Source organism: Sphingopyxis sp. MG, from assembly GCF_002953155.1.
Classification (GTDB): domain Bacteria; phylum Pseudomonadota; class Alphaproteobacteria; order Sphingomonadales; family Sphingomonadaceae; genus Sphingopyxis; species Sphingopyxis granuli.
Map to the genome: position 1 here is coordinate 2,477,018 of NZ_CP026381.1, position 12,627 is coordinate 2,489,644.

General features: G+C 68.0%; 12 protein-coding genes. 6 read left to right on the forward strand and 6 right to left on the reverse strand.

Features of this window, described 5'->3' with window-relative positions:
* The first annotated feature begins 18 nt into the window (after positions 1-18).
* On the forward strand, positions 19-336 hold the full coding sequence (locus C3E99_RS11430; protein ID WP_158682261.1) for a PilZ domain-containing protein: 318 nt from the start codon (positions 19-21) through the stop codon (positions 334-336).
* Positions 337-351: 15 nt separating this feature from the next.
* Here the strand turns inward: C3E99_RS11430 and C3E99_RS11435 are convergent, their stop codons facing one another.
* The gene (locus tag C3E99_RS11435; RefSeq protein WP_067112435.1) at positions 352-777 is read right to left on the reverse strand and encodes an EVE domain-containing protein; all 426 of its coding nucleotides are present in this window, start codon (positions 775-777) and stop codon (positions 352-354) included.
* Between the two features lie 140 nt (positions 778-917).
* Here C3E99_RS11435 and C3E99_RS11440 point away from each other — a divergent pair, with 140 nt between their 5' ends.
* A complete protein-coding gene (locus C3E99_RS11440) occupies positions 918-1,847 on the forward strand; it encodes an isopenicillin N synthase family dioxygenase (protein ID WP_104959800.1) in 930 nt (309 codons plus the stop codon).
* Between the two features lie 500 nt (positions 1,848-2,347).
* On the opposite strand, the gene C3E99_RS11445 is transcribed toward C3E99_RS11440, so the two are convergent.
* Complete coding sequence (locus C3E99_RS11445) at positions 2,348-2,761, reverse strand: ribose-phosphate pyrophosphokinase (protein ID WP_076076462.1); 414 nt, start codon at positions 2,759-2,761, stop codon at positions 2,348-2,350.
* 147 nt (positions 2,762-2,908) lie between these two features.
* On the opposite strand from C3E99_RS11445, the gene C3E99_RS11450 reads away from it, so the two are divergent.
* From C3E99_RS11450 to C3E99_RS11465, 4 genes are all read left to right on the forward strand, one after another.
* The gene (locus tag C3E99_RS11450) at positions 2,909-4,321 is read left to right on the forward strand and encodes a M20/M25/M40 family metallo-hydrolase (protein WP_076076465.1); all 1,413 of its coding nucleotides are present in this window, start codon (positions 2,909-2,911) and stop codon (positions 4,319-4,321) included.
* Positions 4,322-4,406: 85 nt separating this feature from the next.
* Positions 4,407-5,408: a pyridoxamine 5'-phosphate oxidase family protein gene (locus C3E99_RS11455; RefSeq protein ID WP_076076468.1), complete on the forward strand. Its 1,002-nt coding sequence runs from the start codon at positions 4,407-4,409 to the stop codon at positions 5,406-5,408.
* Between the two features lie 56 nt (positions 5,409-5,464).
* Complete coding sequence (gene parC / locus C3E99_RS11460; protein ID WP_076076470.1) at positions 5,465-7,765, forward strand: DNA topoisomerase IV subunit A; 2,301 nt, start codon at positions 5,465-5,467, stop codon at positions 7,763-7,765.
* An 89-nt stretch (positions 7,766-7,854) separates the two neighbouring features.
* Positions 7,855-9,531: a putative bifunctional diguanylate cyclase/phosphodiesterase gene (locus tag C3E99_RS11465; protein ID WP_076078054.1), complete on the forward strand. Its 1,677-nt coding sequence runs from the start codon at positions 7,855-7,857 to the stop codon at positions 9,529-9,531.
* Here C3E99_RS11465 and C3E99_RS11470 read toward each other — a convergent pair.
* The 4 genes from C3E99_RS11470 to C3E99_RS11485 all read right to left on the reverse strand — a co-directional run bounded on the left by C3E99_RS11470 (position 9,495) and on the right by C3E99_RS11485 (position 12,572).
* A complete protein-coding gene (locus C3E99_RS11470; protein WP_076076473.1) occupies positions 9,495-10,706 on the reverse strand; it encodes a CCA tRNA nucleotidyltransferase in 1,212 nt (403 codons plus the stop codon). The genes C3E99_RS11465 and C3E99_RS11470 overlap by 37 nt on opposite strands.
* The gene (locus C3E99_RS11475) at positions 10,703-11,293 is read right to left on the reverse strand and encodes a CoA pyrophosphatase (protein WP_067185582.1); all 591 of its coding nucleotides are present in this window, start codon (positions 11,291-11,293) and stop codon (positions 10,703-10,705) included. The genes C3E99_RS11470 and C3E99_RS11475 overlap by 4 nt, the downstream gene beginning before the upstream one ends.
* A complete protein-coding gene (locus tag C3E99_RS11480; protein ID WP_076078055.1) occupies positions 11,293-11,904 on the reverse strand; it encodes a DUF1285 domain-containing protein in 612 nt (203 codons plus the stop codon). The genes C3E99_RS11475 and C3E99_RS11480 overlap by 1 nt, the downstream gene beginning before the upstream one ends.
* Positions 11,905-12,068: 164 nt before the next feature.
* Positions 12,069-12,572 carry a GNAT family N-acetyltransferase gene (locus tag C3E99_RS11485; protein ID WP_104959801.1) on the reverse strand — a complete coding sequence of 168 codons (504 nt, stop codon included), beginning with the start codon at positions 12,570-12,572 and terminating at the stop codon, positions 12,069-12,071.
* Positions 12,573-12,627: the final 55 nt, after the last annotated feature.

Sequence of the window (12,627 nt, forward strand, 5' to 3'; positions counted from 1 at the left end):
TCGAAAGGTCGATCCGCCGTGCCGAACCGCAACGCCTTTGCCGTTCCCACCGACACACGCCGCGCCGAGCGCGCCTCGATCGACGGGCGCGTGCGCTTTCGCGAAGCGGGGCAGAATCCGTTCGACGCCGAACTGTTCGACCTGTCGTCGACCGGGTTCCGCATGTTCACCTTTTCGCGGCAGACGGTCGGCAGGCGCATCTGGGTCAGCCTGCCGGGGCTCGAACCGCGCGAGGCGGTGGTGCGCCGCGCCGCCGGCGACAATTACGGCTGCGAGTTCGTCGAGCCGCTGCACCCGTCGGTCGCGAGCCACCTCCAGACCAAGCTCGGCCGGTAGGCGCCGACGTCGGGATCAGCCCTCAGGCTGCTCCGACTTCCTGAGGATATGCGCCCATTCATCGGGCGTGACGCGCCCGACCGACAGGCGCGACAGGCGGACAAGGTCCATGTCGGCAAGCTTCGGGTCGGCCTTGATCGCCGCAAGCGTTACCGGATGCGCCAACGCGCGCACCGGCTCGACGCGCACCACGACCCAGGGCGAGCCCGCCTCTGCGGTCGGATCGGGGAAACTCTCCTCGGTGATCCGCATGATCCCGACGCACGCCTTGCCGATGTTGCTGTGATAGAAGAGCGCCTCGTCGCCGACCTTCATCGCCTTCATGTTCAGCTTGGCGCTGTGATTGCGCACGCCGTCCCAGATTCCCGTCCCGTCCTTGACGAGATCGTCCCAGCCATAGACGTCGGGTTCGGATTTCATCAGCCAATATTGCTTGCCCATGGCCGGGGCTTAGCCGAGCGGCGCGCACGGTGGAACCGCCTTTTTCCCTTTCCCGGCACCGGCGGAAAGCCTAGATCGCAAGGGGACGCGAACATGGCAATCGGCATCGCGTCAACGCATCGAACAATGGATACAACAGCATGACCGCCGCCGTCCCCGTCATCTCCCTTTCGCTGCCTGCGGACCGCTTCGCGCAGGATTTCGGCGCTTCGTTCGAGCGGTTCGGTTTCGCGATGATCACCGACCACGGCATCGACCCCGCGCTGATCGACGCCGCCTGGACAAAGGCCAGGGCGTTCTTCGCGCTGCCCGAAGAGGCGAAGCGCGCCTATCATCTCGGCGGGCTGGGCGGCGCGCGCGGCTATACGCCCTTCGGGGTCGAAATCGCGAAGGGCGCGAAGGAGGTCGACCTCAAGGAATTCTGGCACGTCGGCCGCGACCTGCCCGAAGGCCATCCGCTCGCCGCGCAGCAGCCGAACAATGTCTGGCCGGACGAGGTCCCGAGCTTTCGCACCACCTTCGAAACGCTGTTCGCCGAATTCGATCGCGTCGGCGGCCGGCTGCTCTCCGGCATCGCGCGCTATCTGGACCTCGCGCCCGATTTCTTCGACGCGACGGTGCAGGACGGCAACAGCGTGATGCGCCTGCTCCACTATCCGCCGGTCGAAGGGCCCGCGAAAGGCATCCGCGCCGAGGCGCACGAGGACATCAACACGATCACGCTGCTGCTCGGTGCCGAGGAGGCGGGGCTCGAAATCCTCGACAAGGACGGAAGCTGGCTGCCCGTCGCGCCGCCGCCCGGCGCGATGGCGGTCAATGTCGGCGACATGCTGCAGCGACTGACCAACAACCGCCTGCCCTCGACCACGCACCGCGTCCGCAACCCCGACGCCGGCCGCGCCGGCGTCGCGCGCTATTCGATGCCCTTCTTCCTCCATTTCCGTTCGGACTATCCGATTCGGACGCTGGAGAATTGCATCGATGCCGCGCACCCGAACCTCTATCCGACGCCGATCACCGCCGACGCCTATCTTCAGGAGCGGCTGCGCGAGATCGGGTTGAAGACATAGGGCGCAGTCAGCAGAGGTCCATGTCGGAGTGCGTCCTCTGAACTTCGTCATGCTGAACTTGTTTCAGCATCCATGGCCGGGACTCGAAATCGGCGCCGCGCCGAAGGAAAAGGCAGACCATGGACCCCCGGATCGGGTCCGGGGCAGGCTCTGAAACAAGTTGGCATCTATACCCTTCCGGCAAGTCAGGAGCCGTTCCCCGGCGAAAGCCGGGGTCCAGATGGCAAAGCGCTGCTTCGCATGGACCCCGGCTTTCGCCGGGGTACAGTCACCTGTCGAAAAGGGATAATTGCCAAAACAAGTTCAGGGTGACGAGAAAAGAAATATCGCGCTTCGGCTGATACCCGGCATTCTCCGAAATTCGCGCAGAGGCGCGAAGATCGCAGGATGAAGCGCGCGCGCCTCTGCGATCTTTGCGCCTCTGCGCGAAATCCAATGCAAGGCCTTCGCCCCCGCGCAAGCGGGTGGCGATGGTTCCTATCGGTCGAAACTGGCCGCCCTCACCGCTCCGCCCAATAATCGAACACGTCCTGCTGCTGCTCCTTGATGAAGCGCGCCGCCGCGGCGCCCTCCCACGGACCGTCATAGCCCAGAAGCAGCGCGGTGCCGCCGACCCACCAGCCCTGCCCCGGCAGGCCGTCGCTTTCGCGCACCACCAGCACCGCGAGGTCGGGCTCGCCGTCGAGCGCGCACAGCCGGTCGACCTCGGCCAATGTCCGGCACACCGCGCGCATCTTGGGCCGGGTGAAGCGGAAGCCCAGTTCGCCGAGCAGCTCCGAATAGCTGACGGGGCGTCCCTCGCGCGCTGCGTCGGTCAGGATCGCGCGGATGCGCGGCGCATCGCCGAGCGCGCTCGCATCCGCCGGGACGACCGCATCGCCCAATCCCTCGTCGCGCTTGCTCCCGGCGGCCATGCCGTGCCTTCTCCCTTTCGCATCGCGGTTTCCCGCGACCCCTGCCACTGCGAAATGGGCGAAAGGGGAACGACGCGCAAGTCAAAGCAAAGCGGCTTGCGGTGGTCCGGCCTTTCTGCTCCCTTTCCGGCAACAGGGAGATACGCCATGAAATGTCCGACCGCACTGCTGACCTTGCCGTTGCTGTTCGCCGCGCCCGCGATGGCGGCGGACGCGCAACCGCGCCCCGATCAGCTTGCCTTCCGCGACATCTACAAGGAACTTGTCGAAACCGACACGACGCTGTCGGCGGGAAGCTGCACCCTCGCGGCCGAGCGTATGGCGGCGCGGCTGACGGCGGCCGGATTCGCCGACAGCCAGCTCACCCTCTTCGCGGACCCCGCGCATCCGAAGGAGGGCGGCCTCGTCGCCGTCTATCCCGGCACCTCGAAGACGGCGAAGCCGATCCTGCTGATCGCACATATCGACGTGGTCGAGGCGAAGCGCGCCGACTGGGAGCGCGACCCGTTCCGGATGGTCGAGGAGGACGGCTATTTCTATGGCCGCGGCACCGCCGACGACAAGGCGCAGGCGGCGGTATGGGTCGACACGCTGATCCGGTTCCGGAAGGAAAATTACAAGCCGAAGCGCACGGTCAAGGTCGCGCTGACCTGCGGCGAGGAGACCAACGGCGCATTCAACGGCGCCGAATGGCTCGCCGCGAACCGGCGCGACCTGATCGACGCCGAATTCGCGCTCAACGAAGGCGGCGGCGGCGACAGCGACGGCAAGGGAAAGGTGATCGGTCAGTCGGTGCAGGTCGGCGAAAAGACCTTCGCCAATTTCCGCCTCGAAACCCGCAACCCCGGCGGCCACAGCTCGGCGCCGGTGCCCGACAATGCGATCTATCAGCTCGCCGCGGCGCTGACGAAGATCGGGCAATATGCATTTCCTCTCGAGATGACCGACACGACGCGCCGCTTCTTTGCGGAGGCGGGTGCGGCGCGCGGAGACGAGACGGGCCGGGCGATGGCCGCGCTGGCGAAGGATCCCACGGACAAGGCGGCGGAGGCGATCGTCAACGCGGATCGCTTCCTCCATTCGAACCTGCGCACGACCTGCGTCGCGACATTGCTCGACGGCGGCCACGCTCCCAACGCGCTGCCGCAACGCGCGGGCGCGAACGTCAACTGCCGCATCTTCCCCGGCCACCCGATCGAGGAGATCAAGGCCGAACTCGAACGCGTGATCGGCGACCCCGGCGTTACCGTGACGCAGCTGCCGCCCAAGCGCCCCGCGCCGCCCGCGCCGCCGCTCGACCCCAGGGTGATCGGCCCGATGCAGACGCTGGTCGATAAATACTGGCCGGGGCTGAAGGTCATTCCGGCGATGGCGAACGGCTATACCGACGCGACCTTCCTCGGCGCCGTCGGCATCCCGACCTATGGCATTCCCGGCATGTGGGGCGACCCCGACGGCAATGGCGCGCACGGGCTCGACGAGCGTATGGGGGTGCGGTCGGTCTATGTCGGACGCGACTATATGTTCGACCTCGTCAAGGCCTATGCCGACAAACCCTGACGGCAGGGGCGCGATCGCGGCCCGACAATCATATATTGCGAGTCATTCGCAAGTATGACATGCTCCTCGCCGGAAGAGGACAGGCATGGCCAGGATCGACAGCATCGCGGCGATCGAGGCGGCGGTGGGCAAGGCATCGTCCGCCATCGACCTCAAGGTTATCGACCATGTCGATGCCACCGCGCAGCGCTGGCTCGCGGCTTCGCCGCTGATGTTCGCCGGCCTCGGCGACGGCGGCGGCGTGACGCTCACGCTGGGCGGCGGGGCGGCCGGATTCGCGCGAAGCGACGGGGCGATGCTGGCGGTGCCGCTCGACCGGATCGACGACCCCGCGGCCATCAGGGCCGGCGCCGGTTTCGGCTCGCTGTTCCTGCTTCCCGGCATCGGCGAAACGCTGCGCATCAACGGCCGCGTCGTCGCGGTGGCGGACGGCAAGGCGCAGATCGCGGTCGAGGAATGCTATGTCCATTGCGCCAAGGCGCTGATCCGTTCGGCCTTCTGGCACCCCGATCCGCCCGGACAGGCGATCGGCGACGCGGGCGCTTTCGCCGCCGCGAGCCGCTTCATGGCGCTGGCGACGGTCGATCCCGACGGACATGCGGACCTCAGCCCCAAGGGCGATCCGGCGGGGGCGCTCGCGCACCTCGACGGGGACGCGCTGTGGTTCGCGGACCGGCCGGGGAACCGGCGGACCGACAGCTTTCGCAACATCATCGCGCAGCCGCGCATCGCCGCGGCGCTGCTGATCCCCGGTTCGCACCGGATCGTGCGGATCGCCGGCACCGCGACGCTGACCACCGACGAGGCCGCGCGCGAACGCTTCGCGGTGCAGGACAAGGTGCCGCGGCTCGCGGTGCGGATCGACGACCTGCGCGTCGCGCTGGGCGAAAGCGCCGCCCTCGCCCGCGCCCCGCTGTGGCCGGGCGCGCCGCCGCCCGCCGATATCCGTCCCGCGAAGATGTTCGTCGAGCATATCCGGCTCAACCGCGCCAGGGGGCTGGGCGCGCGGATCGCGAGCGCCGTCACCTCGATCCCCGGCCTGATGCAGAAGGGGCTCGACAAGGATTATCACGACAACCTCTATTGATCGTCCCGCGATAGCCCTTTGCCATGTGCCGTGCGGCTTGCTATCGGCCGCGGGTAATGGCGACAACCGACGACGACCTTCCTCCCTCGGCCCCCGGCGACAGCATTGATACCCCGTTCGACAGCGCGCTGTCCGAACGCTATCTCGTCTATGCGCTGTCGACGATCACCGCGCGCTCGCTGCCCGATCTGCGCGACGGGCTGAAGCCCGTCCACCGCCGCTTGCTGTGGGCGATGCGCGCGATGCGCCTCGACCCGTCGCAAGGTTACAAGAAATCGGCGCGCGTCGTCGGCGACGTCATCGGCAAGTTCCACCCGCACGGCGACACCGCGGTCTATGACGCGATGGTCCGCCTCGCGCAGGATTTCTCGCTGCGCTATCCGCTCGTCGACGGCCAGGGCAATTTCGGCAACATCGACGGCGATAACGCCGCCGCCTATCGCTATACCGAGGCGCGGCTGACGCGCGTCGCGATCGACCTGATGCAGGGGCTCGACGAAGGCACCGTCGATTTCCGCCCGACCTATAACGGCGAGGACGAAGAGCCGGAGGTCATGCCGGGTCTCTTTCCCAACCTGCTCGCCAACGGCGCGAGCGGGATCGCGGTCGGCATGGCGACGAACATCCCGCCGCACAACGCCGCCGAGGTGATCGACGCCGCGCTGCTGCTGATCGACAATCCGCGGGCCGAACTCGCCGAGTTGCTCGCCCATGTGAAGGGGCCCGACTTCCCGACCGGCGGCATCATCGTCGACAGCGCGGAAACCATCGCCCACGCCTACCAGACCGGCCGCGGCGGTTTCCGCGTCCGCGCGCGCTTCTCGACCGGCAAGGATGCCGATGGGCGCTGGGAGGAAAGCGGGATCGAGAAGCAGGCGGGCGGCACGTGGCAGCTCGTCATCAGCGAGATTCCCTATGGCGTCGCCAAGGGCAAGCTGATCGAGCAGATCGCGCAGCTGATCGCCGACAAGAAGCTGCCGATCCTCGAGGATGTGCGCGACGAGAGCGCCGAGGACATCCGCATCGTGCTGGTGCCCAAGAGCCGCAACGTCGACCCGGAGATATTGAAGGAAAGCCTGTTCCGGCTGACCGAGCTCGAAAGCCGCTTCGCGCTCAACCTCAACGTCCTCGACGCGACGCGGACGCCCAAGGTCATGGGGCTGCACCAGCTTCTGACCGAATGGCTGCAACACCAGATCGTCGTCCTCGTCCGCCGCGCCAAGCATCGCATCGGCAAGATCGACGACCGGCTCGAACTGGTCGGCGGCTATCTGATCGCCTTCCTCAACCTCGACCGGATCATCGAGATCATCCGCACAGAGGACGAGCCCAAGCCGGTGATGATGGCCGAATTCCAGCTGACCGACCGGCAGGCCGAGGCGATCCTCAACATGCGGCTGCGCAGCTTGCGCAAGCTGGAGGAAATGGAGCTCAAGCGCGAGCAGGCGGACCTGACCGCCGAACGCGAGGAACTGGTGAAGCTGGTCGAAAGCCCGGCGCGCCAGCGCACGCGGCTGAAACGCGACCTCGCCGCGCTGCGCGCCGTCTATGGTCCCGACACCGCGCTCGGCGCGCGCCGTACGACGCTGTCCGAAGCGGCGCCGGCACGCGACATTCCGCTCGACGCGATGATCGAAAAGGAACCGGTGACCGTCATCCTCTCGAAGCGGGGATGGATCCGCGCCCAGCGCGGCCATGTCGCAGAAGGCCAGTGGGGCGACTTCAAGTTCAAGGAAGGCGACGAGCTCGCCTTCGCGGCGCACGCGCAGACAACCGACAAGCTGCTCGTCGCGGCGAGCGATGGACGCTTCTATACCATCGGCGCCGACAAGCTGCCCGGCGGGCGTGGCTTCGGCGAGCCGTTGCGGCTGATCGTCGACATAGACCCCGACGCGCATATCGTCGCGCTGATCCCGGCACAGGCCGACGGACGCCTGCTGCTCGCTTCGACGAGCGGCCATGGCTTCGTCGTCCAGATGGGCGACGTGATCGCCGAGACGCGCAAAGGGCGCAACGTCGTCAACCTGAAGCCCAAGGCGCAGCTTGCGGTCGTCCGCCCGATCGGCGCCGGCGACGACAGCATCGCCGTGGTCGGCGAGAACCGCAAGCTCGTCGTCTTTCCGATCGCCGAGGTGCCGGTGATGGGCCGCGGCCAGGGCGTGATGCTGCAACGCTATCGCGACGGCGGGCTGTCCGACGCGACGACCTTCGTCTTTGCCGAGGGGCTGAGCTGGACGATGGGCGGCGACAGCGGCCGCACCCGCACCGAAACCGACGTCGCGCCGTGGCGCGTCGCGCGCGGCGCGGCCGGCCGGATGCCCCCCACGGGCTTCCCACGTAACAATCGTTTCGCCTGATTGTAATTTCCTGTTGCCGTAAATAGCTTCTTTACTCCCCATCCGATAGGCTTCGGACAATGGGGAAAGGTCGCATCAAACCCTTTATCATGCCTATTGATCGAACCGGCGACGACCGGCCCTCTTTGTTTGTCGGCTGGATCGACGCGCTGCCGGTTCCGGCAGCGCTAATCCGTCCGCTCGACCGCGGCAATTTCCGCCTGCACGCCAGCAACGCGGCATTCGACCGACTCGACCTGTCGTCCACCGGCGCGAGCACGCCGGTCGAGTTGCGCCGTGCCGTCGAGCAGGCGGCCGAAGGATATGGCGCCCAGGAATTTTCCTGTCGGCTGGGCGAAGGCGTGGCGGCGCGCGACCTGCGCGGCTCGATCGGCCCGCTGACCGACGAGACCGGCGATACGTCGCTCTACCTGCTGACGCTGATCGACCGGACGCAGGAAATGATGACCGAGCGCAACCTGCGCCGCGAACTCGTTTCCGACAGCCTGACCGGCCTGCCCAACCGCGCCGGGTTCGAGGAACTGGTCGAGCAGCGCATGACCAGCGACGGCAGGGCGCATCATGTCATCCTGCTGCTCGACCTCGCGCGGTTCAGCCGGATCAACGAGCATATCGGGCCGCTGGCCGGCGACGAGCTGATCATCACCGTCGCGCGGCGGCTGAAATCGAGCCTGCGCAGCGGCGACATATTGGCGCGCAGCGGCGGCGACGAGTTCGCAATCTCCTCGCGCCTGACGGGCGGCCGGACCGACGTGCGCGAAATGGCGCGGCGCATCCGCGGCTGCTTCGACCATCCGTTCCGCATCGGCGACCTGAAGGTCAGCGTCGATTGCGCGCTGGGCTGCGCGATCCAGGCGGCGACCGACACCGATGTCGCCGACCAGATCCGCCAGGCCCAGATCGCCCTGAAGCGCGCCAAGCAGACCGACCGCATCGAAATCTACGAACCCGAAGCGGCGATGCTGTCCGACAATCGCTTCGGGCTCGAGACCGAGTTGCGCAAGGCGATCGAGGAGGATCGGCTGCGCCTCGACTTCCAGCCGCTGGTCGAACTGGCGACAGGCAAGGTCGCGGGCTTCGAGGCGCTCGCACGCTGGAGCAACAGCGAGGGCGCGATCGTCCCGCCAGCAGAGTTCATTCCGATCGCCGAGGATTCGGGGTTGATCGTCCCGCTCGGCCAATGGGCGATCGGCAAGGCCTCCGCGGTGCTCGCCGAATGGGACGAGCGCAACGGCGGCCGGCCGGTCGATTGCTATTTTTCGGTCAATGTCTCGGCCATCCAGCTCGTCCGCGACGATGTCGCAGCGGTGGTGCGGGGCGCCCTCGCCCAGAACGGCATCGGCGGCGAGCGCCTGATGATCGAACTCACCGAAAGCGCGATCATCGGCGACCCCGACCTAGCGCTGTCGGTGCTGCGCGAGCTCAAGGCGCTGCACGCACGCGTCGCGATGGACGACTTCGGCACCGGCTATTCGAACCTCGCCTATCTGCAGCGGTTGCCGCTCGACGTGCTCAAGATCGACCGCAGCTTCGTCGAGCATATGGTCGACGACCGCGACAAGGTGGCGATCGTCCGCACGATCCAGAGCCTTGCCGAGGCCCTGCACATGAAGACCACCGCCGAGGGGGTCGAAACCCCGGACCAGGCGCGGCTGCTGTCGGCACTGGGCTGCGATTTCGGCCAGGGCTTCCTGTTCGCGCGGCCGATGGAGGAAGATGCCGCCTTCGCCTATTGGCGCCGCTCGCTCGACCGTCCGATTTTCTGATCGACCAGCTCGGCGACGCGCGCCGGGCCGGGAAAATCCTCCGCGATCCAGTCGCCCTCGACCGCCTTCAGGATGCGCGCGACCTCCGGCCCCGCTGCGATGCCCCGCGCGACGATGTCGCCGCCCTTCACCGGCAGCACCGGGTTCGTCCAGCCGGCCAGGCCGCGCACCGCCGCCACCGCCTGCGCGCGGTCGCCCGCGAGCAGGTGCACGTCGCGCGCCGCCTCGACCCCGATGCGATAGGCGAGTTGCCGCACCGGCTGAAGCGGCCCGCCGCGATGCGCGGCAAGCGCGGCCAGATGCTTGCGCTGCCGCGTCGACAGCCGCAGCCGGCTCGCCACCTGTTCGGCCACCGCAGGATCGGTGGGCAGCAGGGCCGCAAACCGGCGCAGCGCATCGGGCGTGGCGCCCACAGCGCCTTCGTTCGCCAGCAGGCGGTCGAGCGCCGCCTCCGCACCGGCATCGGCCTCGGGCAGCAGCACCGCGAAAATGCCGTCCGCCCCCATCTGCCGCACGATCGGCCGGGGGTCGGGCAGCGCCAATATCCGGGTCAGCTCGTCCGCGATCCGCTCGCGCGACAGGCTCTTCAGCGACTGGCGCGCCGCGACGACCGCGGCATGGCTTGCCGGATCGAGGTCGCCATGCCCGAAACGCGCCGCGAAACGATAGAAACGCAGGATGCGCAGATGATCCTCGGCAATCCGCATCGCGGCGTCACCGATGAAGCGCACCCGCCCGGCCGCAAGGTCGGCGAGCCCGCCGAACCAGTCTTCGACGCCTCCCGTCACCGGATCGGCATAGAGCGCGTTGATCGTGAAATCGCGTCGCGCCGCATCCTCGCGCCAATCGTCGGCGAAGGCGATCGTCGCGCGCCGCCCGTCGGTCTCCACGTCGCGGCGCAGCGTGGTGATTTCGTGCCGGTCGCCGCTCGCGATCGCCGTCACCGTGCCGTGCGCGATGCCGGTCGGGATCACCTTGATGTCGGCTGCCTCCAGCCGCCGCGTCACCTCCTGCGGCAACAGGGGGGTCGCGAGGTCGATGTCGGTGACGGGGTGGCCGAGCAACGTGTCGCGCACCGCGCCGCCGACGATTTTCACCGCGTCGGCGCCCAGCGCCGCGACGATGCGCGCCAACCCCTCGCGGCCGCGCCACTCCGCATCGGGAAGCACCGTCATCGGTGCCAGCCCGGCGGCAGACGCCGCGCGAGGTTGACGATGATGTCCGCGGTCACGCCCCAGATCCGCCGCCCCTGCCAATGCATGTCGTAGTAGCGGCGAAGCTGCCCCTGCCAATGCGCCTGCTGCCGTTCGTAATTGGCGGGGTCGAAGAGGACATCGAGCGGCACCTCGAACCACGCCTCGACCTCGTCGGGATTGGGGTCGAGCGGCAGGTCGGGCGGGATCACGCCGAGCACGGGCGTGATATGATAGCCGCTGCCCGACCGATAGGCGTCGGTGGTTCCCGCCACCATCACGTCGCGGCGATGCAGCCCGATTTCCTCCTCGGCCTCGCGCAGCGCGGCGTCGACGACGTCGCGGTCGCCGGGATCGACCTTGCCGCCCGGAAAGGCGACCTGCCCGGCATGGGCGCGCAGCCATTGCGGCCGCTGGGTCAGGATCACGCCGGGATCGGGCCGATCGGTGAAGGCGACCAGCACCGCCGCATCGCGCAGCGGGTCGCCGCGCTGGAGCAGATAGCCCTCGTCCTCGCCGGTATCGGGCAGCAGATTGTCGAGCGCATCGCGCAGCTTGTCGGAGAGCATCAGGGAGTCCCGCCCCCGTCCCCGGCCCCGCCGTCGACCAGCGGAAAACGGACGCCGTCGGACCAGATCGCGGGGTCGCCTTCCGCCTCGGCCAGCGCCATCCCGACGATCTCGTAATAGAGGGCGCGGTCGATCCGCGCTTCGAGCCCGTTGCCGATCGTTCCGCGCACGTGCAGGCGGGGATCGGGATGACCGGGATCGCGGCCAAAGGTCAGCGGATGCTGCGGCCCCGCCATGACGAGGTCGTCGGTGTCGAGCCGAAAGACGAGCCTGCGCCCCTCCCCCGTGCCTTCACTCTTCATCTCGACCGCGCGGAAGGGCGTATCCTCGACCGCGATGGCCAGCTTTTCGGCGGGGGTGACGAGGACGTGGCTTCCGTCGGGTTCGCGCCGCAGGATGGTGGAGAAAAGCTTCACCATCGCTGGCCGCCCGATCCGGCCGCCCTCGTGATACCAGCTTCCGTCGGCGCGAATCTCCATCGCGCTGTCGCCGCTGCGTTCGGGATGCCACTGTTCGACCGGCGGCAGCTTGCGCGCCGCGAGCAGGTCCGCCGCCTCGGCAAGCGAGAGCTGCGAGAAGGCCTTGGGAAGCGAAGGCGCGGGGCTGACCATATCCCCGACATAGGAGGATGGGCGGTCGGTGCAACCCATGCCGTCGTCATTGCGAGCCCGGCATAGCCGGGCGCGGCAATCCAGAGCGCCATAAACCATGGCAGCTTTGGCACGCTCTGGATTGCGTCGTCGCTACGCTCCTCGCAATGATGAATCAGGTCGACTCAGCGCGGCCCGATCATCCCCGCCGCGATGGGCAGGCCATGGCCGTTGACCGCCCGCGCCAGCAAGCGCCGCCGCTCGAACGGGCCAGGCAGGTCCCACGCCCCCGTCGCCTCCGCCGTGAAATCGAAGAAGCGGCCGTAATATTCGGGATCGCCGATCATCATCAGCGCGCTGTCGGCCTGGCTTTCGGCCGCCTCCAGCATGCGCGCCATCAGCGCACGGCCGTGCCCCCCGCGCTGGATGTCGGGGCGCACCGCGACGGGTCCGACCATGATCAGCGGCGTCGCCGTACCGCCCGGCGCGCGGTGCGCGACCGGCCAGCACTGAATCGTGCCGACCAGTCCCTTGTCGTCGACCAGCGCGAAACTGAGCGCTGGGACCGCGGCCATGCCCTCGCGGATGCGATAGGCGGTTCGTCCAAAGCGGTCCGCTCCGAAAGCGGCGTCGAGCAGATGCTCGACCGCCTGCGGTTCGATTTCGGACAAAGGAAGAAACTCGACCAACGCGCACCCTTTCGCTAATGCGGCGGCGCTTTAGGGTCCGGGGTCGGCATTGCAA